19 protein-coding genes are annotated in these 19,245 nt (G+C 62.6%); 13 read left to right on the top strand and 6 right to left on the bottom strand.

Annotation, left to right across the window (positions count from 1 at the left end; translation table 11 throughout):
- Window positions 1–75 precede the first annotated feature (75 nt).
- Complete coding sequence (locus JFU58_RS22180) at window positions 76–5,916, top strand: Hpt domain-containing protein (RefSeq protein ID WP_201142312.1); 5,841 nt, start codon at window positions 76–78, stop codon at window positions 5,914–5,916.
- Complete coding sequence (locus tag JFU58_RS22175) at window positions 5,909–6,364, top strand: chemotaxis protein CheW (protein WP_093204100.1); 456 nt, start codon at window positions 5,909–5,911, stop codon at window positions 6,362–6,364. Before JFU58_RS22180 ends, JFU58_RS22175 begins: the two co-directional genes overlap by 8 nt.
- Before the next feature lie 9 nt (window positions 6,365–6,373).
- Here JFU58_RS22175 and JFU58_RS22170 read toward each other — a convergent pair whose 3' ends face one another.
- Together JFU58_RS22170 and JFU58_RS22165 are read right to left on the bottom strand one after the other, a co-directional pair.
- Window positions 6,374–6,661, bottom strand: a complete 288-nt coding sequence (locus JFU58_RS22170) for a HigA family addiction module antitoxin (RefSeq protein ID WP_087693245.1) — start codon at window positions 6,659–6,661, stop codon at window positions 6,374–6,376.
- Window positions 6,662–6,675: 14 nt separating this feature from the next.
- Entirely contained in the window at window positions 6,676–6,954 is a 279-nt protein-coding gene (locus tag JFU58_RS22165; protein WP_087693244.1) for a type II toxin-antitoxin system RelE/ParE family toxin, read from the bottom strand.
- A 489-nt stretch (window positions 6,955–7,443) separates the two neighbouring features.
- Between JFU58_RS22165 and JFU58_RS22160 the strand changes: the two genes are divergently transcribed.
- From JFU58_RS22160 to madM, 10 genes are all read left to right on the top strand, one after another.
- Window positions 7,444–7,767, top strand: a complete 324-nt coding sequence (locus JFU58_RS22160) for a DUF6124 family protein (RefSeq protein ID WP_201142305.1) — start codon at window positions 7,444–7,446, stop codon at window positions 7,765–7,767.
- A 315-nt stretch (window positions 7,768–8,082) separates the two neighbouring features.
- Window positions 8,083–9,753, top strand: a complete 1,671-nt coding sequence (gene mdcA, locus JFU58_RS22155) for a malonate decarboxylase subunit alpha (RefSeq protein ID WP_026077844.1) — start codon at window positions 8,083–8,085, stop codon at window positions 9,751–9,753.
- Complete coding sequence (locus tag JFU58_RS22150) at window positions 9,754–10,602, top strand: triphosphoribosyl-dephospho-CoA synthase (protein ID WP_177070870.1); 849 nt, start codon at window positions 9,754–9,756, stop codon at window positions 10,600–10,602.
- A complete protein-coding gene (locus JFU58_RS22145; RefSeq protein ID WP_201142303.1) occupies window positions 10,602–10,901 on the top strand; it encodes a malonate decarboxylase subunit delta in 300 nt (99 codons plus the stop codon). The genes JFU58_RS22150 and JFU58_RS22145 overlap by 1 nt, the downstream gene beginning before the upstream one ends.
- Window positions 10,894–11,736, top strand: a complete 843-nt coding sequence (locus tag JFU58_RS22140; RefSeq protein ID WP_177041208.1) for a biotin-independent malonate decarboxylase subunit beta — start codon at window positions 10,894–10,896, stop codon at window positions 11,734–11,736. The genes JFU58_RS22145 and JFU58_RS22140 overlap by 8 nt, the downstream gene beginning before the upstream one ends.
- Window positions 11,733–12,509, top strand: a complete 777-nt coding sequence (mdcE, locus tag JFU58_RS22135) for a biotin-independent malonate decarboxylase subunit gamma (protein ID WP_201142301.1) — start codon at window positions 11,733–11,735, stop codon at window positions 12,507–12,509. The genes JFU58_RS22140 and mdcE overlap by 4 nt, the downstream gene beginning before the upstream one ends.
- Window positions 12,503–13,099, top strand: a complete 597-nt coding sequence (locus JFU58_RS22130; RefSeq protein WP_093204117.1) for a malonate decarboxylase holo-ACP synthase — start codon at window positions 12,503–12,505, stop codon at window positions 13,097–13,099. The genes mdcE and JFU58_RS22130 overlap by 7 nt, the downstream gene beginning before the upstream one ends.
- Complete coding sequence (gene mdcH / locus JFU58_RS22125) at window positions 13,096–14,001, top strand: malonate decarboxylase subunit epsilon (RefSeq protein WP_177070867.1); 906 nt, start codon at window positions 13,096–13,098, stop codon at window positions 13,999–14,001. The genes JFU58_RS22130 and mdcH overlap by 4 nt, the downstream gene beginning before the upstream one ends.
- A gap of 67 nt (window positions 14,002–14,068) precedes the next feature.
- On the top strand, window positions 14,069–14,482 hold the full coding sequence (gene madL / locus JFU58_RS22120; protein ID WP_201142299.1) for a malonate transporter subunit MadL: 414 nt from the start codon (window positions 14,069–14,071) through the stop codon (window positions 14,480–14,482).
- A 1-nt stretch (window position 14,483) separates the two neighbouring features.
- Complete coding sequence (madM, locus tag JFU58_RS22115) at window positions 14,484–15,248, top strand: malonate transporter subunit MadM (protein ID WP_003216820.1); 765 nt, start codon at window positions 14,484–14,486, stop codon at window positions 15,246–15,248.
- Window positions 15,249–15,368: 120 nt separating this feature from the next.
- Here the strand turns inward: madM and JFU58_RS22110 are convergent, their stop codons facing one another.
- Genes JFU58_RS22110 through JFU58_RS22100 form a run of 3 tightly spaced genes read right to left on the bottom strand, consistent with a single transcriptional unit; the run spans window position 15,369 to window position 17,429 of the window.
- Window positions 15,369–16,283 carry a LysR family transcriptional regulator gene (locus JFU58_RS22110; protein ID WP_003216822.1) on the bottom strand — a complete coding sequence of 305 codons (915 nt, stop codon included), beginning with the start codon at window positions 16,281–16,283 and terminating at the stop codon, window positions 15,369–15,371.
- Window positions 16,284–16,320: 37 nt separating this feature from the next.
- Window positions 16,321–16,863, bottom strand: coding sequence for a chromate transporter (locus tag JFU58_RS22105; RefSeq protein ID WP_063026551.1), 543 nt, complete (start codon window positions 16,861–16,863; stop codon window positions 16,321–16,323).
- On the bottom strand, window positions 16,863–17,429 hold the full coding sequence (locus JFU58_RS22100; protein WP_201142297.1) for a chromate transporter: 567 nt from the start codon (window positions 17,427–17,429) through the stop codon (window positions 16,863–16,865). The genes JFU58_RS22105 and JFU58_RS22100 overlap by 1 nt, the downstream gene beginning before the upstream one ends.
- A 234-nt stretch (window positions 17,430–17,663) precedes the next feature.
- On the opposite strand from JFU58_RS22100, the gene trhA reads away from it, so the two are divergent.
- Window positions 17,664–18,281, top strand: coding sequence for a PAQR family membrane homeostasis protein TrhA (gene trhA, locus JFU58_RS22095; RefSeq protein ID WP_003216828.1), 618 nt, complete (start codon window positions 17,664–17,666; stop codon window positions 18,279–18,281).
- Here the strand turns inward: trhA and JFU58_RS22090 are convergent.
- Entirely contained in the window at window positions 18,276–19,178 is a 903-nt protein-coding gene (locus tag JFU58_RS22090) for a LysR family transcriptional regulator (protein ID WP_017476493.1), read from the bottom strand. The genes trhA and JFU58_RS22090 overlap by 6 nt on opposite strands.
- Between the last annotated feature and the right edge of the window lie 67 nt (window positions 19,179–19,245).

Below are 19,245 nucleotides of genomic sequence, written 5' to 3'. Positions count from 1 at the left end.
ATCTCCTTTGTTTTGAGATCGGTGTACGCATGACCCAGCACTACCAGCAACTCATGAATTCAGACGGGAGCGGTTATGGTTGATCGGCACGACTACGTGGCCCTCGAATGGGTCAAGGGCGAAATTGCCGAAACCCTGAAACAGGCCCGTTCGGCGCTGGACGCCTATGTAGATGAAGGCAGCAGCGAAGCCATCGGCCAATGCCTGGAATGCATTCATCAGGTCCACGGCAGTTTGCTGATGGTCGAGTTCTACGGTGCAGCCTTGTTCGCCGAAGAAATGGAGCAACTGGCCCTCGCCCTGCAAGGCGCGCGCGTCAGCCAGCGCGACGAAGGCATTCGCCTGCTGCAACAGGGCCTCGGCCAACTGCCGCTGTACCTCGACCGCGTGCACAGCGCCCGCCGCGACCTGCCCCTGGTGGTGCTGCCGCTGCTCAACGACCTGCGCAGCGTGCGCGGCGAGAGCCTGCTCTCGGAAACCAGCCTGTTCAGCCCGCAACTGCTGGTGATCCCGTCGCTGCCCGAGGAAGCGCTGGCCCAGCGCACGCCGGAGGATTTCCCCGAGCTGCTGCGTCAGTGGCGGCAGATGCTGCAACAGGCGTTGGTCGGCTTGCTGCGCGAAGACCACGGCCCCAGCAACCTGGAAGACATGGCGCGGGTGTTCGCCCGCCTCGAAGCCCTGTGCCATGGTGCGCCGCTGTTACCGTTGTGGCAGGTGACCTCGGCGCTGGTGGAAGGCATGCTCATTGGCGTGGTTGCCAATAGCCCGGCGTTACGCAGTTTGCTCAAAGCCTGCGACAAGGAACTCAAGCGTCTGCTGATCCAGGGTATCAACGGCATCAACACCCCGGCCCCGGATGAGTTGCTCAAGAGCCTGTTGTTCTACGTTGCCAAAGTCACCCGACCGACTCCACGGATGCAAAGTTTGAAAGAACGTTATGGCCTCGATGAAGCCCTGCCCGACAGCGCCGTGGTGGATGCCGAACGCGCCCGCCTGGCCGGCCCGGACCGCGACGCGATGGGCTCGGTGCTCGGCGCGTTGTGCGAGGAGTTGGTGCGGGTCAAGGAACGCCTGGACCTGTTCGTACGCAGCGACCGCCAGCACGCCTCCGACCTTGAGGCCTTGCTGGCGCCCTTGCGGCAGATCGCCGATACCCTGGCGGTATTGGGTTTCGGCCAGCCGCGCAAAGTGATCATCGACCAATTGGCGGTGGTGCTCGGCCTGGCCCAAGGGCAGCGCGAGCCCAACGATGCGGTGTTGATGGACGTCGCCGGCGCCTTGCTCTACGTCGAGGCGACGTTGGCCGGGATGGTCGGCACGGTTGAGCCGGAACGCCGGGAAGAAAGCCGCCTGCCCACCACCGACCTGACGCAGATCCATCACCTGGTGATCCGCGAATCCTGCCAGTGCCTGACCCAGGCCAAAGAGCTGGTGATCGACTGCATCGAGGCCCACTGGGATCGTCAGCGCCTGGAGTCACTGCCCGAGTTGCTGACCCAGGTGCGCGGTGCGCTGGCGATGATTCCGCTGCCCCGTGCGGCGAGCCTGATGCGCGGCTGCAACGATTACGTCAACGAGCAATTGATGGTCAGTGAGGCCGCGCCTTCCGAGGCGCAGCTTGAGCATTTTGCCGATGTGCTCACCAGCCTCGAGTACTACCTGGAGCGCATGCTGCAGGACCACGACGCCCCGGGGGAACGGGTGCTGGAAGTCGCCGCCGAAGGCCTCGCTGCACTGGGCTATTTGCCGGCCGAGAAGCCGTGGCGCCAGGCCCTGCTTGAGCAGGGTGAGACGCCCATGGAGCAAACCCCGTTCCTCGCCGATGCGTTGGCCAGCCCCACTTCACGACTCAACCCGCCAGCACTCCAGCGTCCCGGCAGCCTGTTGCCACCGCCCGCCGGTGAAGAAGCCATCGATGATGAACTGCGGGAAGTCTTCCTCGAAGAAACCGCCGAAGTCCTCGACGTGCTGCATCGCTACGTACCCGCCGGCACTGCGAGCCTGGCAGACAAGGCCACCCTGAGCGAAATGCGCCGCGCCTTCCACACCTTGAAAGGCAGTGGCCGTATGGTGCGCGCCCTGGTGTTGGCGGAGCTGGCCTGGGCCGTGGAAAATCTGCTCAACCGCGTGCTGGAGCGCAGCGTCGCACCGGGCCCGGATGTGCAAGCGGTGCTCGACGATGTGTTGGAATTGCTGCCTGAGCTGATCACCGATTTCGCCGACGATGCCCAGCGCCAGCGCGATGACGTAGACGAACTGGCGGCGCGGGCGCATGCCTTGGCCAGCGGGGTCGAGCCTTCGGCCACCGACCCGGCCACCCTGGACCCGCAGTTGCTGGAAATCTTCCGCAACGAAGCCCAGAGCCACCTCGACAGCCTCAACCATTTCCTGCAACAGGCCACCGAGCACCTGCCGCTGCAAGTCAGTGATGAATTGCAACGGGCGCTGCATACCCTCAAGGGCAGCGCCTATATGGCCGGCGTGTTGCCCATCGCCGAACTGGCGCGCCCGCTGGATCACCTGACCCGCGAATACAAGGCCCATCGCCTGCCGCTGGACCTGGATGAAATCGAATTGCTGCTGGAAGCCGAGGCGCTGTTCCAGCGTGGCGTGCGCCAGCTGGATAATGATCCCCACGCGCCCATCAACGGCGCAGCAGCCTTGATCGAACGCACGCAAAACCTGCTGAACAGCCAGCTTGAAGCCCTGCTGAATGCACCCAGCACTGGGCTACGCATCAAGCGCGACCCGCAGTTGATCACCAACTTCCTGGCCCAGGGCATGGACATCCTGCTGGACGCCGAAAGCCTGTTGCGTCGCTGGCAACAGCATCCCGGCGAGCGCCAGGAATTGAGTGCGCTGCTGGACGAACTGACCACCCTCGGCGAAGGCGCGCACCTGGCCGACCTGCACCCGATGGATGAATTGTGCGAAGCCTTGCTCGACCTCTACGGTGCGGTGGAGGAAAGCAGCCTGGCGGTCAGCGAACGCTTCTTCCACGAGGCGGAACAGGCCCACGAAGCCCTGATCAACATGCTTGACCAACTGGCCGCCGGCCAGGAAATCAGCGCGGCGCCGGCACGGGTTCGAGCCCTGCGCGAGCTGCTGGATGAAGGCCTCGACCCGTCCGCCACCGGGCTGATCAAAACCGATGGCAGCCGCGCGCTGAGCATCTCCGAACTGGGCGCCGCCACGGCGAAGCTGGACCAAGGTTTTGCGGTAGACGATGAGATCGTCGAGATATTTCTTGAAGAGGCGGTGGACATCCTCGACAGCGCCGGCCAGTCCCTCAAGCGCTGGCTGCTGGACCCGGATAACGCTGCCCCCCTCTCATCGTTGCAACGGGATTTGCACACCCTCAAGGGTGGCGCGCGCATGGCTGAAATCGGCGCGGTGGGCGACTTGGCCCTTGAGTTGGAAAACCTTTACGAAGGTTTGGTGGACCGTCGCTACAGCTATTCCAGCGAGTTGGCGAACGTGTTGATGGCCAGTCATGAGCGACTGGCACTGCTGCTTGAGCAGTTGCAACATCAGCAACCGTTGAGCGACTCCTCCGACCTGATCAGCCATTTGCGTGAGTTGCGCCACGGCATCGGACAAGCGGCGCCCGCCGCAGCCGCCGAAGTCGAGACGGCGGGCAGTGATCCCGAGCTGCTGGATATCTTTCTCGAAGAAGCTGCCGACATCCTCGACAGCTCCGGCGCCGCGCTGTTGCGCTGGCAGGCCGAGCCAAAAAATCGCCAGGAAGTCGAGACACTGCTGCGTGACCTGCATACCCTCAAGGGCGGCGCGCGGATGGTCGAAATCGGCCCGATTGGCGACCTGGCCCATGAGCTGGAGTTTCTCTACGAAGGCTTGTCCGCTGGTTTGCTGGCGCCCTCGGCGGAACTCTTCGCGTTGCTGCAAGGCTGCCACGACCGCCTGGCGCAGATGATCGATGCAGTGGCGGCGGGTATGCCGGTGGGCTCGGTGGATCTGCTGATCGAGCGGATCAAAAGCCTGGTGCATCCGGCTGAAGTGACGGCCGCACCGGTGGCGTTGACGGCTACCAAAACCGACGCGGTGCCGGCCAGCGATCCGGCTGCCGACATGGTGAAGATCTCTGCCGACTTGCTCGATGACCTGGTCAACCTGGCCGGTGAAACCTCGATCTTCCGTGGGCGTATCGAGCAGCAGGTCAACGATGCGCGCATTGCCCTCAACGAAGTGGAAACCACCATCGAGCGTATGCGCGACCAACTGCGTCGGCTCGACACCGAAACCCAGGGCCGCATTCTCAGCCGTCAACAAGCTGAGGCCGAACGCCTGGGCTACGAAGAATTCGACCCGCTGGAAATGGACCGCCATTCCCAACTGCAACAACTGTCCCGGGCCCTGTTCGAGTCCGCCTCCGACCTGCTCGACCTCAAGGAAACCCTCGAGCGTCGCAACCAGGACGCCCACAACCTTTTGCAGCAACAGGCGCGCATCAACACCGAGCTGCAGGAAGGCCTGATGCGCACGCGCATGGTGCCCTTCGAGCGCATGCTGCCACGGCTTAAACGCATCGTGCGGCAAGTGGCGGGCGAACTGGGCAAGGATGTGGAATTCATCGTCGGCAACGCCGAAGGCGAGATGGACCGCAACGTGCTGGAACGCATGGTTGCGCCGCTCGAGCATATGCTGCGCAACGCCGTCGACCATGGCCTGGAATCCCGCGATGCGCGATTGCTGGCGGGCAAGCCCGAGAAAGGCCGGATCACCCTGGACCTGACCCACGAAGGCGGCGACATCGTTTTCGACATGCGCGACGACGGCGCCGGCGTGCCGCTTGAAGCCGTGCGGCGCAAGGCGATCAAGCGTGGCTTGCTCGACCCCAACCTGGAAATCAGCGACCGCGACGTGTTGCAGTTCATCCTGCAACCGGGGTTTTCCACTGCCGAAAAAATCACCCAGATTTCCGGGCGTGGCGTGGGCATGGACGTGGTGCATGAGGAAGTGCGCCAGCTGGGCGGCTCGATGGTCATCGACTCGACGCCGGGAGAGGGCGTGCACTTTCGCATTCGCCTGCCGTTCACCGTGTCGGTCAACCAGGCGTTAATGGTGCAGTGTGCAGATGATCAATACGCGATCCCGCTGAACACCATCGAAGGCTTGGTGCGGGTCATGCCCCATGAGCTGGAAGGGCACTATCAGCTGAATCCGCCGCGTTACGAATACGCCGGCCAGCGCTACGAGCTGTTCTACCTTGGCGACCTGCTGCACACCGTCGGCCGTCCGAATTTACTGGGTCAGTACCAGCCGCTGCCGGTGCTGCTGGTGCAGTGCAACGAACGGCGTGTGGCGGTGCAGGTGGACGCCATGGCCGGGACCCGGGAGATCGTGGTCAAGGGCCTGGGGCCGCAATTTGCCGGAGTGAAGGGCCTGTCGGGCGCAACCATCCTTGGCGATGGCCGCGTGGTGCTGATCATCGACCTGCTGGCGCATATCCGCGCACGGCCCCCGGCGTTGCCGGCCCAGGCAGCCGATGCACCGTTGATCCTCAACGACCCCCTGAAAAAGCGCCCGTTGCTGGTGCTGGTGGTGGACGACTCGGTCACCGTACGCAAAGTCACCAGCCGCCTGCTGGAGCGCAACGGCATGAACGTGCTCACCGCCAAGGATGGTATCGACGCCATGGCCGTGCTGGAAGAACACACGCCGGACCTGATGCTGCTCGACATTGAAATGCCGCGCATGGACGGCTTCGAAGTGGCGATCCAGGTGCGCGACGACCCACGGCTGATGCGCATGCCCATCATCATGATCACCTCTCGCACCGGGCAAAAACACCGTGATCGTGCGATGGCGATTGGCGTCAACGACTACCTCGGCAAGCCTTATCAAGAGTCGGTGTTGCTGGAAAGCATCGCTTATTGGAGCAAGTCCCGTGCTTGATCACCGCGCTACGCAACTCACCGGCTTGCTGCTGCCATTGGCGGATCGCTACCTGTTGCTGCCCAACGTCGCCGTGGCCGAGCTGATCGACTTCCAGCGCGGCGAACCGGCCAGCGACGCGCCGCCGTGGTATTTGCGGCAGGTTACCTGGCGGGATCGGCAGTTGCCGTTGATCAGCTTTGAGGCCGCGTGTGGTGAGTCGGGCGTGGTCGGGGAGCGGGCACGGATTGTGGTGCTGAATACCTTGGGCGGACGGCCGACGTTGAAGTTTATTGCGTTGGTGATCCAGGGGATTCCGCGTTCGTACAAGCTCGATAGCCAGCTGAGTTATGTGGACGTGCCGTTGTGCCCGCTGGAACTGGCGGCGGTGCAGGTGGGGGAGCATGTGGCCCGGGTGCCGGACTTGATGGGGTTGGAGGCGTTGTTGGTGGAGGCTGGGTTGGCCTGAGTGTAACCGTCAGTCAATCCGTGCAAACCGTTCGATTTTCGGTTGATCTCGATGCTCTGCCTGCCACAGGTCATAGGCACTTTGCATCGAAAGCCACAACCGAGCTTTGCTGATACCTGCCCGTTCAAGCCTTACCGCAAGATCCGGGCTGATTGGCGCATGTCCGTGGAGGATTCTAGAGAATGTTTCTCTGGCGAAGCCAAGGCGCCGTGCCATTTCAGTAATGGTGATGCCCAAGGCTGGGATCACGTCCTCAAGCAGGATTTCGCCAGGGTGGGGAGGGTTATGCATGTCCATATCGATGCCTTTACTCAGTGATAGTCCAAATAGTCGACCAGTTCTACCTGGTCGTTGAACATCCGAAAAATAATGCGCCAGTTACCGCTGATACTGACGGACCAGTAGTCGATCAGATCGCCTTTCAATCGGTGAAACCGCCAACCGGGCATGTCCAGTTCATCACGGTGTGTGGCTCTATTCAGAACCAGCAACACACGACGCAAGCGTTTTGCATGGTCTGCGTTGATACCTTTAGTAGAACCAGTCTCAAAAAAGACCCTGAGGCCTTTATGCTTCCAGCTAACGATCATGGCGAGATTGTGATGTGATACATCACGCTCTGCAATGGCCTTGTATCAGGTTTGGATATCAGATTCATAACGCCCAATCGGTGACATGCTTCGGACCGAAAAGGCTAGAGAGACGGGTTCCGAGCAACAACCCGAAAAGTTTGTAGGAGCAATCGGCGTGTGCTTTACAGTCGGATTTTTCCTGCAACCTCTCGCGCTGTGCATGAACTTGTTGTGCCCTGCGATCGCGCCTAGTCTTCGTCCGTCATCGCAAAAAACGGTGACACGGACGTGCAAGTCCGGTTACATGTCGGCGCACCAACGCCCATAGCCATTCAACGGGCGTTTTTTATGCCTGCTGTATTTCTTATGGCGGCTGTGCGTGGGAGATCCCTTGGGGTCTGCCGGGGTCCGATATGCCCGGTCTTGCACACCTGCGCACAGCTGCCACCTTATTCGCGTGCAAGCGGACGGTGTCAGCTTCCCTAATACATATCGGAGCTGCACATCATGTTCAAACCTACCCCCAATCCGCCTCACAGCGCTGAAATCGAACACCGCAAACTCCAGGCCGCCGCCGAGCGTGCCATGGATCATTACTTTCCGACTCCTGCGTCATCGTCACTCTTTGCCGTCTCTCCCTCTCAATCCACCGAAGCCCTGCTGGCCAACGCTTCTGAAACCTTTGCCTCACTCAACGCGTTGACCTCCAACCTGGCCTTCGAATTGGAAGGTTCCCAGCGCGGTGTGGTGCTGGCCATTCAGCAGATGAGTGAGCTGGGGCAGTTACTGGTTGATCAGGCGTTGGAGCAGGTGAGCCCAGCGGCGATATGACGAAGTGGGATCGGTCCCAAAAAGGGACTGATCGTTCCCATTTTGGGACTTCTGCGCACGTTCTCCCGAACAGCGCTGAGCAAATGTGGGAGCGGGCTTGCTCGCGAATACGGTGTGTCAGTACCAGATTTATCAACTGACCCACCGCATTCGCGAGCAAGCCCGCTCCCACATTTGAACTGCGCTTAGCCAGAGCCTCAGCGTTTTCTGGCAAACCATTACTCCAATCGTAACGGTTCACCGCGCAGCTTGATTGATGCCCCCCCAATACCCTCCTATGGTACAGCCCACGACAGCAAATCCCGTGGAGCGACCATGACAACAACAACTTCCCCCGACTCGCGCTGGACGCGGCGGCGCGATGAGAAGCAGCGCCGCCTCGCATTGGTGCGATCCTTCGCCGATGGCGCCGTGCTCCCCAGCGAGCGCATCGTCGAAGCCCTGGAAGCCCTGATCCTCCCCGGCGACCGTGTGGTGCTGGAAGGCAACAACCAGAAGCAGGCCGATTTCCTCTCCCGCTCCCTGGCCAAGGCCGATCCCGCCAAGCTCCACGACCTGCACATGATCATGCCCAGTGTCGGCCGCTCCGAGCACCTGGATCTGTTTGAAAAGGGCATCGCGCGCAAGCTGGACTTCTCTTTCGCCGGCACCCAATCCCTGCGCATCAGCCAGTTGCTGGAAGACGGCCTGCTGGAAATCGGCGCGATCCACACTTACATCGAACTCTACGCGCGGTTGGTGGTGGACCTGATTCCCAATGTGGTCCTGTCCGCCGGTTTCATGGCCGACCGCGCCGGCAATATCTACACCGGCCCCAGCACGGAAGACACGCCAGCGCTGATTGAGCCGGCCGCCTTCAGCGATGGCATCGTCATCGTCCAGGTCAACCAACTGGTGGATGACGTCACCGACCTGCCTCGCGTTGATATTCCGGCAAGCTGGGTCGATTTCGTGGTGGTCGCCGACAAGCCTTTCTACATCGAACCGCTGTTCACCCGCGACCCACGGCACATCAAGCCGGTGCATGTGTTGATGGCGATGATGGCGATCCGTGGCATCTACGAAAAACACAACGTTCAGTCGCTGAACCATGGCATCGGTTTCAACACCGCCGCAATCGAATTGATCCTGCCAACCTACGGTGAATCCCTGGGCCTGAAGGGCAAGATCTGCCGCAACTGGACGCTCAACCCGCACCCAACCCTGATCCCGGCCATCGAAAGCGGCTGGGTCGAAAGCGTGCATTGCTTCGGCACCGAACTGGGCATGGAAAACTACATCGCCGCCCGGCCGGATGTGTTCTTCACCGGCCGCGACGGCTCGCTGCGTTCCAACCGAATGTTCTGCCAGCTGGCCGGCCAATACGCGGTGGACCTGTTTATCGGTGCCACCCTGCAGGTCGATGGCGACGGGCATTCCTCCACCGTCACCCGTGGCCGCCTCGCCGGTTTTGGCGGCGCACCGAACATGGGCCACGACCCGCGCGGTCGCCGCCACGGCACGCCCGCCTGGCTCGACATGCGCCACGACGATGCCCCGGAAGCCTTGCTCGAACGCGGCAAAAAACTCGTGGTGCAGATGGTCGAGACCTTCCAGGAAGGCGGCAAACCGACCTTCGTTGAAACCCTCGATGCAGTGGAAGTCGCACGAAAAAGCGGCATGCCCCTGGCGCCGATCATGATCTACGGCGATGACGTCACGCACCTGCTCACCGAAGAAGGCATCGCCTACCTGTACAAGGCCCGCTCCCTGGAAGAGCGCCAGGCGATGATCGCCGCCGTCGCCGGGGTGACCGCCATCGGCATGCGCCACAACCCCAAGGACACCGCGCGCATGCGTCGCGAAGGCCTGATCGCGCTGCCCGAAGACCTCGGCATCCGCCGCACCGACGCCACCCGCGAGTTGCTGGCCGCCAAGAGCGTGGCCGATCTGGTGGAGTGGTCCGGTGGCTTGTACAACCCGCCCGCCAAGTTCAGGAGCTGGTAAATGCACGCACTCAAACTGCACGATCTGACGCTGGCCGAACGCCTGGCGGATATGGCCGTTGACGCATTGATTGATGAAGCCGACCTGTCGCCGAAACCTGCCCTGGTGGACCGTCGCGGCAATGGCGCCCATACCGATTTGCACCTCGGCTTGATGCACGCCTCGGCGCTGTCGCTGTGGCCGGCGTTCAAGGAAATGGCCGAGGCCGCTATCGAATTTGGCGAAGTGGGTTTGCCCTTGCGTGAAGCCCTCGGGCGGATCGGTCGCGAAGGCGAACAGGCGATGCTCGTCACCACCAGCGGCGTGAATACCCATCGGGGTGCGATCTGGGCCCTCGGCCTGTTAGTCGCTGCCGCCGCACTGCAACCCGAATGCTGCACTGCCAGCGCGGTGACGTTGCGCGCCGCCCGCCTGGCCTTGCTCAACGATCGCTACGCACCTCAACCGCTGAGCCACGGTGCCCAGGTCGCACAACGCTACGGCGCACGGGGGGCCCGTGAAGAAGCGCAACTGGGCTTCCCGTCAGTGCTACAGCGCGGCCTGCCACAGCTGAAAAAAAGCCGCCTGCAACAACACGGCGAACAGAACGCGCGCCTCGATGCGTTGCTGGCGATCATGACGGACCTGGCCGACACCTGCGTGCTCTACCGCGCCGGCCCTGAAGGCTTGCAGGCCATGCAACAAGGCGCCCAAGCGGTGCTGGACGCCGGTGGCAGTGCAAGCCTCGCCGGCCGCCGCCAACTGCACGAGCTGGACCAGCAACTGCTGGCGCTGAATGCCTCCCCCGGTGGCGCCGCCGACCTGTTGGCCGCCTGCCTGTTTATCGACCGCCTCGACGGAGCGCTGTGATGGAAACCTTATCCTTTGAATTCCCCGCCGGGCAGCCCGCCAAGGGCCGCGCGCTAGTGGGTTGCGTCGGCTCCGGCGATTTGGAAGTGCTGCTGGAACCGGGCACCGCCGGCACCCTGACGATTCAGGTGCAGACCTCGGTGAACGGTGCGCAGCTACGTTGGCAGCATCTGTTTGAACGGATTTTCCAGGAGCAGACGCCCCCCGCACTGAATATCGATGTCCACGACTTCGGCGCCACACCCGGCGTGGTGCGCTTGCGCCTGGAGCAAGGCTTCGAGGAGATCGGTCATGACTGACTTGCTCAACAAACACAGCTTCGTCGAACTCGGCGCCCGGCAGCGGGCCAAGGCCTTGCTTGATGCAGGCAGCTATCGCGAACTGATCGATCCGTTCCAGCGCGTCATGTCGCCATGGCTGAGTCGCCAGGGTGTGGTGCCTCAGGCAGATGACGGCGTGGTGATCGCCAAGGGCAGCATCGCCGGCTTGCCGGTGGTCATCGCCGCTATCGAAGGCAATTTTCAGGGCGGCAGTCTCGGTGAAGTCGGCGGCGCAAAGATGGCCGGTGCCCTGGAGCTGGCCGCTGAAGACAACCGCAACGGCATCCCGACGCGGGCCATCCTGCTGCTGGAAACCGGCGGCGTGCGCTTGCAGGAAGCCAACCTGGGCCTGGCCGCGATTGCCGATATCCACGCGGCGATTGTCGACCTGCGCCAATACCAGCCGGTGATCGGCGTGGTGGCGGGCAGCGTCGGTTGCTTCGGCGGCATGTCCATCGCGGCAGGCCTGTGCAGTTATCTGCTGGTGACCCGCGAGGCGCGCCTTGGCCTGAACGGCCCGCAGGTGATCGAACAGGAAGCCGGGCTTGAGGAATACGACTCCCGCGACCGGCCTTTCATCTGGAGCCTGACCGGCGGCGAGCAACGCTTTAACAGCGGCTTGGCCGATCGTTATGTGGCCGACGACGTGGCGCAGATTCAGCAGCAAATCACTGAGCTGCTGCAACAAGGCTTGCCGGAAAAACAGCGCAGCCGTCAGGTTGATCACTATCTGGAACGCCTGGCCGCACTGAACGCCGAACCGCAAATCGACCCGGCGACGGTTCGCGATCTGTATCAGGGAGAACGCTCATGAGAGGTTTGCAGTGGTTCAACGCATTGAGCGGCGATGCAACGCCGGTGAGTGGTTTGCCTAATTCGCTGAAAGTCGCCGACGGTGTGCTCGGTGATCAGCCTGTGCGCTTTATCGCGGTGGTCACCGATGCACAAAACCGCTTTCCCCGCGCTCGCAATGGTGAGGTCGGTTTGCTGGAAGGCTGGGGCTTGGCCAAGGCGGTGGATGAAGCGATCAGCACCGGCGACAAGCGTCCGCTGATTGCCATCGTCGATGTGCCGAGCCAGGCCTACGGTCGTCGCGAAGAGGCCTTGGGCATCCATCAAGCCCTCGCCGCCGCTGCCGACAGCTACGCTCGCGCTCGCTTGGCCGGTCACCCGGTGATCGCGCTGCTGGTGGGCAAGGCGATGTCCGGCGCGTTCCTCGCCCATGGTTACCAGGCCAACCGCCTGATTGCCCTGCGCGATCCCGGCGTGATGGTGCATGCCATGGGCAAAGCCTCGGCGGCGCGGGTGACCCTGCGCAGTGTCGAAGAGCTGGAAGCCTTGGCCGCCAGCGTGCCGCCGATGGCCTATGACATCGACAGTTATGCCAGCCTCGGCCTGCTCTGGGAGACATTATCTGTCAGCCAGATTGAGCGGCCCACCACCGAAGATGTGGCGCGTGTCAGCGATTGCCTGGTGCAGGCGATCAAGGATGTGCAGGCAGGCGGCCGTGACCTGAGCAGCCGCCTGGGCGCCACCAATCGCGCGGCCTCCAGCCATGTGCGTCAACTGCTGCGGGAGCAATGGTGAACGCCCACGACTTGCTCTGGGGCATGACCCCGGTGCATGCCCCCGCTGATGCACCGGCCTGGGTGCTGGATGCATTGGCCGCTGGGCATCCGGTGGTGGTGCGGCGTGCCATCGCGCCGCCGGGCTATGTGCCGGTGGGTGTGCGTGGACGCTTGCGCGAGCAGCGCTTCGCCGCCGTGATGCCGATGGCCGCCGTGCGGCGACGCGTGGTGCCGGAAGACCTGCGGGACGTGATTTCGCCACGGGATTTACCGACGTTGCAGGCCCTCGCTCAATTGCGTCCGGTGTTGGCGAAGGAGGACTGGGGCGTCACCGGCAGTGCCGGTTTCGAGTTGGCCAGCGGCATCGAAGCGCTGCATGCCAAGAGCGATCTGGATTTGATTTTGCGCACGCCCGAGCGACTTGATCGCGGCGATGCCGAAGACTTGCTGGCGATACTGGATACAGCGGTGTGCGCCGTGGACCTGCAACTGCAAACGCCGTTTGGCGCCGTCGCGTTGCGCGAGTGGGCCGGTGGTTCGCGTCGCGTGCTGCTGAAGAACGCCAGCGGCGCGCAGTTGGTGGTCGACCCGTGGCAGGCCGTGGCATGAGTAGCCTCCTGGCATTCCCGGGGCAGGGCGCCCAGCGTCCCGGCATGCTCCAGCAACTGCCGCGCGCGGTGCTGGACGAAGCCAGTGCTGCCTTGAATGAAGACGTGCTGAAACTCGATTCTGCCGAAGCGCTGGCCTCGACCCGTGCCGTGCAGCTCTGCCTTTTGATTGCCGGTGTCGCCAGTGCGCGCTTGCTGGAACACACCCCCGATTACGTAGCCGGCCTGTCCATCGGCGCCTATCCGGCAGCTGTAATTGCCGGCTCCCTGGACTTTGCCGACGCGTTGAAACTCGTCAGCCTGCGCGGCGAATTGATGCAACACGCGTATCCCCACGGCTACGGCATGACCGCGCTTATCGGCCCGGACCTGTCCACCGTCGAAGCCTTGCTCGCCCAGGTCCACAGCACACAAACCCCGGTGTACCTGGCCAATATCAATGCCGATAACCAGACGGTTATCGCCGGCAGCGACGAGGCAATGAAAGCAGTCGCCAATCTGGTCCGCGGCAACGGCGTCGCCAAACGCTTGGCCGTCAGCGTGCCGTCCCATTGTGCGCTGCTGGAAAAACCTGCCGAAACACTGGCTCAAGCCTTCGCCCAAGTGACACTGAAACCGCCGAGCATCACTTACCTGAGCAGCACCCGCGCCCGGCCGATCCACAACACCGAACATCTGCGCGACGACCTCGCTTTCAACATGTGCCGCATCGTCGATTGGCGCGGCACCGTGCAAAGCGCCTATGAGCGTGGTGTGCGCCTGCATCTCGAACTGCCGCCCGGCGCCGTGCTCACGGGTCTCGCGCGCCGGGTATTCGAGCAAGGCACCGTCATCGCCTTCGAAGGTGCCCGCCTGGACACCTTGCAGGCCTTGCTGCGAGAGGAGGGCGCCCACCACCGATAAAGCTCCACCCAAGGCTTTCGAAGCACAAAAACAACAATTTCGATGAAGCACTTTGAGGACAACCATCATGATTATTTACGGTGTGGCGTTGCTGGCGATCTGCATGTTGGCAGGCGTGATTCTGGGAGACATGCTCGGGGTGTTGCTGGGCGTTAAATCCAACGTGGGCGGGGTGGGCATCGCAATGATCCTGCTGATCTGCGCGCGGCTGTGGATGCACAAGCACGGCGGCATGACCAAGGAATGCGAGATGGGTGTCGGCTTCTGGGGCGCCATGTACATCCCGGTGGTGGTGGCGATGGCGGCCCAGCAAAACGTCGTGACCGCGCTGCACGGCGGCCCGGTGGCGGTGCTGGCGGCGATTGGTTCGGTGGTGGTGTGCGGTTGCGCGATTGCCTTGATCAGCCGTACGCACAAAGGCGAACCGCTGCCCGATGAAGAGCCGCTGATCGCGGCTGCACCTGTCGCGGGAGGTCGCTGATATGTGGGAACTCATCGAGAAAGGCCTGGCAAATAACGGCTTGGTCACCGCCTTTGCATTTGTCGGCGTGGTGATGTGGATTTCGGTGGTGCTGTCCAAGCGCCTGACCTTCGGACGCATCCACGGCTCAGCCATCGCGATTGTGATCGGGCTGGTGCTGGCCTGGGTGGGCGGCACCTTGACCGGTGGGCAGAAAGGCCTGGCGGACGTGGCGCTGTTTTCCGGGATCGGCTTGATGGGCGGCGCCATGCTGCGGGACTTTGCCATCGTGGCCACGGCATTTGAAGTACAGGCCACCGAGGCGCGCAAGGCCGGTTTGATTGGTGCGATTGCCTTGCTGCTGGGCACGGTGTTGCCGTTTATTGTGGGCGCGAGTATCGCCTGGGCGTTTGGTTATCGCGATGCGATCAGCATGACCACCATTGGTGCGGGCGCGGTGACTTACATCGTCGGGCCGGTGACCGGGGCGGCGTTGGGTGCAAGCTCGGATGTGGTGGCGCTGTCCATTGCGACTGGGTTGATCAAGGCGATCCTGGTGATGGTGGGCACGCCCATGGCGGCACGCTGGATGGGCCTGGATAATCCGCGCTCGGCGATGGTGTTTGGCGGCCTGGCCGGTACCGTGAGCGGTGTGACGGCAGGACTGGCAGCGACGGATCGTCGGTTGGTGCCGTATGGCGCGTTGACCGCCACCTTTCACACCGGGCTTGGGTGCTTGCTGGGGCCGTCGGTGCTCTACTTCATCGTGCGCGGGATTGTTGGCTAGATCCAAACGCTGGGTTGAATGGGCTGGCCTCATCGCGGGCAAGCCCGGCTCCCACATTTGACTGGGTTGTCTGGGAGTACTCGGTCAAATGTGGGAGCTGGCTTGCCTGCGATAGCGGTCTCAAGTCTGGCGGTTCGCGTACATCCGGCACTCTGCCAACAGCGCGAGCAAGTTCGGGTCGCGCTCCTTGGCTTTCAGAAACACCACGCCAATGTGCTGCTGCAAACGGTAGCGCGGTTGCAGGGGAATCAGCTTGACCCGGTTCTCGTACACCGCCGCTATCCGCCCCGGCAGCAGCGCATAGCCCACACCCGAGCTGACCATGCTCAGCAGGGTAAAGATGTCGTTGACCTGCATCGCCACCTTCGGCTCGAACCCTGCCTGCTTGAATACGCGGTTGCCGTCCTGGTGGGTGGCGAAGCCCTGGGTGAGGGTAATGAAGGTGGCGTCGCGCACATCCGCCAGGTCGATTTCCTGTTCGCGGTCGAAGGGTGAATCGGCCGGGGTGGCGAGGAAAATATCGTCGGAGAACAGGGCGATCTGCTCGCAGTCGGGATCGTTGGCGTGCTCGTCGAGGGAGATCAGGATCGCGTCGACTTCCATGTTTTTCAACTTGTAGAGCAAGTCGAAATTGGAGCCGAGGATCAGGTCGATGTTGAGTTCGCTGCGGCGAATCTTCAGCCCCATGATCAACTGCGGCACGGTCTTCACCGTCAGCGAATACAACGAGCCCAGCTTGAAACGCTCGGCGGAAAAGCCGGCGGCCTCGCGGGTCACCCGCACACTGTCCACCACATCCTGCACCAGCTTCTGCGCACGCTCTTCCAGCACATAGGCGCTTTCCAGCGGTGTGAGGTTGCGGCCTTCGTGTTTGAACAGCGGGCAGCGCAGGGCGTTTTCCAGGGAGTGGATCGCCCGGTGCACGCTGACGTTGCTGGTCTGCAATTCAGCCGCCGCCCGCGCCAGGTTGCCGGTGCGCATGAACGCCAGGAAGATTTCCAGCTTTTTGAGGGTGAACTCTTCGTCGATCAGCATGGGCGTGACTCTTGTTCGAATGCCGTCGATTGTGCCCCTAAAACCAGTTCACTCCCAGCCATGCGCTGCACAGGCCCAACACCACGCCGAGGATGATCAGCCAGATTGCGTTGAGCCTTGTGTAATACACCACGGCGGCGCTGGCCAAGGTCAGCACCAGGCTGGTGGCATTGTTTTCCAGGCTGTTCATCAGGATGTAGCTGGCGGCCAGGATCAGCCCGATGGAGATCGGCAACAGGCTGCCTTTGACCCGCTGCACCCACGGCGTCTCGGTGTGTTTTTCCAGCCAGCCGGCGCCGAAGTAGGTGAGCACCGAGCAGGGCACCAGCTTGGCGGTCAGCGCCACCAGCGCGCCCGGCAACCCGGCGGCTTGCTGGCCGATAAATACCAGGAACATGCCATTGGGCCCCGGCAAGGCCTGGGACAAGGCGAAGAAGGCGACGAACTGCGCGTCGGTGATCCAGTTCATGTCGGTGACGGTGTAGCGGTGGATATCGCTCAGGGCCACGGTGTTACCGCCAATCGCCATCAGCGACCACAGCGCGCATTGGATCATCAGGTGAAACAGCACGCTCTGCATCAGCCGGCCACCTTTTGCTTGCCCATGAAACTCAAGGCCAGGGAGCTGGGAATGCAGATCAACAAGACCATCCACAACGGCAACACCAGCACCGCCATCAACACGAAGGTCAGGACGAACGCGCTGTAATTCGCCAGGGTCCGCGGCATGGCCTTGAGCAGGCGCAGAGTGGTGCCGAGCATCAGGCCGGTGGCGATCGGCATGACCGCGCCGAAGATCTGCTGCACCACGTCATGGCTCCACCATTTGGCATAGGCGAAGCCGGCCAGCACGGTGATCAGCGAGGGGAACAGATACAAGCCGACCACGGTCACAACCGCACCCGGCAAGCCGCGGAGGCGCCGGCCGTAGATGATGCCGACGTTGGCGATATTCGGCCCGGGGAAAAATTGGCCGGTGGTCAGCAGCTCGTTGAAGCCTTGTTCGCTGACCCACTGCCTGCGGTCGACCATCATCTGCCGCGCCCAGGGCATCACGCCGCCGAAGCCAAACAGGCCGACCATGGCGAAGTTGTAAAACAACTGCCACAGGCTCGGGTGGGGCTGGGCAGGTTCAAGGTCGGGCATGGGCGTTACCGATGAGGGGTTTTATGTGGGAGCTGGCTTGCCTGCGATAGCGGTGGGTCAGACATGTATCTGCTGCTGATACACCGCTATCGCAGGCAAGCCAGCTCCCACAGGATGAAGCGAATCATCCATCGGCTCGTGTATTTGGGCAAATGAAGAAAGGTTGTTACCTGATATTGGATGGGTGACGTCAGAATGGTCTGGGTGATAACCGTTATTCGAGGTGAGTGACACATGTATCACGGGGAACGATTCAACGCCTGGAGCCACTTGCTCGGGGCGGTTGCGGCTTTTGTGGGTGCGGTATGGATGTTGGTGGTGGCCAGTATGGACGGCAACCCCTGGAAGATTGTCAGCGTAGCGATCTACGGTTTCACATTGCTGGTGTTGTACAGCGCGTCCACCGTTTACCACAGCGTGCGCGGGCGCAAGAAAGCGATCATGCAGAAGGTCGATCACTTTTCGATCTACCTGCTGATCGCCGGCAGCTACACGCCGTTTTGCCTGGTGACGCTGCGCGGGCCGTGGGGCTGGACGCTGTTCGGGATTGTGTGGGGGCTGGCGGTGATCGGCATCCTGCAGGAGATCAAGCCACGCTCCGAGGCGCGGATCCTGTCGATCGTGATTTACGCCGTGATGGGCTGGATCGTGCTGGTGGCGGTCAAGCCGCTGATTGCTGCGCTGGGCCCCACGGGTTTTGCCTGGCTGGCGTCGGGCGGGGTGCTGTACACCGTGGGCATTATTTTCTTTGCCCTGGAGGACCGCTTGCGGCACTCCCACGGGATCTGGCATTTGTTCGTGATCGGCGGCAGCCTGCTGCATTTCGTGGCGATCATGGGGTACGTGTTATAGCCGGTCCAATTGCTCCTGGGCCCGGCTGCCGAAGATCTCCAGCAGGCTCGCCAGCATATGCGGCGGCGGTTCGTCGGCGCGGGTCAGGGCGTACAAGGTGATTGGCAGCGGTGGCGCCAGCGGGCGAATGCAGGTGGTGGCCGGTGATGCGCCGAGGGCGGTGAACGGATCGATCACCGCCAGCCCGGCGCCGGATTCGACCATGGCCCTGGCCAGGGAATAGGTCTGCACTGCGATGCTGACCCGTGGCGGTGGATCGACCGCTTCCAGGTAGCTGTCCAGCTTCGCCGACAACGGGTCGGCGCTGGACAGGCCAATCAACGGCGCGCCCGCCAGGGCCATCAGCGGCAACGGTTTGCCCAGCTCGTTTTCCTTCCAGTAACCCTGCGGTGCCAGCGCCACTAGCACGCCGTGGGCCAACGGCTGGGCGCTCAGCCCTGGGTGATCGGGCGGTTGCAGCGTCAGCGCCACATCGACCTCACGCATCAACAGGTTTTGCACCAGCTCGCGGCTGTGGGCGCTGGACAGCTCGCAGGCGATGTCCGGGTAGCGTTGGGTCCATTCGCGGATGGCCGGCGGCAGCAACGACAAGGCCAGCGCGGGTGTTGCGCCGATACGCAGGCTCTGGCCCGGCTCGCGGCGCAGGTTCTGCGCCAGGCGCCGCACGCCTTGCAGGCTTTCGGTCACCTTGTCGACTTCGCGCTCCAGCGCCAGCGCTTCCGGCGTTGGTTGCAGCTTGCCGCGTATGCGCAGGAACAGCGGGAACCCCAGCTGCAACTCGGCATGCTGCAACACCTTGCTCACCGCCGGCTGCGAGACATGCAGCAGTTGAGCCGCGGCGCTGATGGAGCCGGTCTGGCGGATGGCCTGGAAGATTTCGATATGACGCAAGCGCATGAGCAGTCCATAACCTTTGTTTATGGGTGACCCATCTTTATTCATTGTCCCGCCGTTGTCACCTGCC

It is taken from the genome of Pseudomonas sp. TH34 (genome assembly GCF_016650865.1).
Classification (GTDB): Bacteria; Pseudomonadota; Gammaproteobacteria; order Pseudomonadales; family Pseudomonadaceae; genus Aquipseudomonas; species Aquipseudomonas yamanorum.
Note: the sequence above shows the minus strand (reverse complement) of the source record. Positions and strands in the feature narration are given on the sequence as shown.

Excerpts from the sequence above, each read along its gene's own strand:
- JFU58_RS22100 (WP_201142297.1), bottom strand. The coding sequence starts at position 17,429 with ATGCCCGACCTTGAACCTGCCCAGCCCCACCCGAGCCTGTGGCAGTTG.
- JFU58_RS22160 (WP_201142305.1), top strand. The coding sequence starts at position 7,444 with ATGTTCAAACCTACCCCCAATCCGCCTCACAGCGCTGAAATCGAACAC.
- mdcE (WP_201142301.1), top strand. The coding sequence starts at position 11,733 with ATGAGAGGTTTGCAGTGGTTCAACGCATTGAGCGGCGATGCAACGCCG.
- JFU58_RS22145 (WP_201142303.1), top strand. The coding sequence starts at position 10,602 with ATGGAAACCTTATCCTTTGAATTCCCCGCCGGGCAGCCCGCCAAGGGC.
- JFU58_RS22150 (WP_177070870.1), top strand. The coding sequence starts at position 9,754 with ATGCACGCACTCAAACTGCACGATCTGACGCTGGCCGAACGCCTGGCG.
- madM (WP_003216820.1), top strand. The coding sequence starts at position 14,484 with ATGTGGGAACTCATCGAGAAAGGCCTGGCAAATAACGGCTTGGTCACC.
- JFU58_RS22110 (WP_003216822.1), bottom strand. The coding sequence starts at position 16,283 with ATGCTGATCGACGAAGAGTTCACCCTCAAAAAGCTGGAAATCTTCCTG.
- JFU58_RS22090 (WP_017476493.1), bottom strand. The coding sequence starts at position 19,178 with ATGCGCTTGCGTCATATCGAAATCTTCCAGGCCATCCGCCAGACCGGC.
- JFU58_RS22180 (WP_201142312.1), top strand. The coding sequence starts at position 76 with ATGGTTGATCGGCACGACTACGTGGCCCTCGAATGGGTCAAGGGCGAA.
- JFU58_RS22140 (WP_177041208.1), top strand. The coding sequence starts at position 10,894 with ATGACTGACTTGCTCAACAAACACAGCTTCGTCGAACTCGGCGCCCGG.
- madL (WP_201142299.1), top strand. The coding sequence starts at position 14,069 with ATGATTATTTACGGTGTGGCGTTGCTGGCGATCTGCATGTTGGCAGGC.
- JFU58_RS22105 (WP_063026551.1), bottom strand. The coding sequence starts at position 16,863 with ATGCAGAGCGTGCTGTTTCACCTGATGATCCAATGCGCGCTGTGGTCG.
- mdcH (WP_177070867.1), top strand. The coding sequence starts at position 13,096 with ATGAGTAGCCTCCTGGCATTCCCGGGGCAGGGCGCCCAGCGTCCCGGC.
- JFU58_RS22130 (WP_093204117.1), top strand. The coding sequence starts at position 12,503 with ATGGTGAACGCCCACGACTTGCTCTGGGGCATGACCCCGGTGCATGCC.
- JFU58_RS22165 (WP_087693244.1), bottom strand. The coding sequence starts at position 6,954 with ATGATCGTTAGCTGGAAGCATAAAGGCCTCAGGGTCTTTTTTGAGACT.
- trhA (WP_003216828.1), top strand. The coding sequence starts at position 17,664 with ATGTATCACGGGGAACGATTCAACGCCTGGAGCCACTTGCTCGGGGCG.
- mdcA (WP_026077844.1), top strand. The coding sequence starts at position 8,083 with ATGACAACAACAACTTCCCCCGACTCGCGCTGGACGCGGCGGCGCGAT.
- JFU58_RS22170 (WP_087693245.1), bottom strand. The coding sequence starts at position 6,661 with ATGGACATGCATAACCCTCCCCACCCTGGCGAAATCCTGCTTGAGGAC.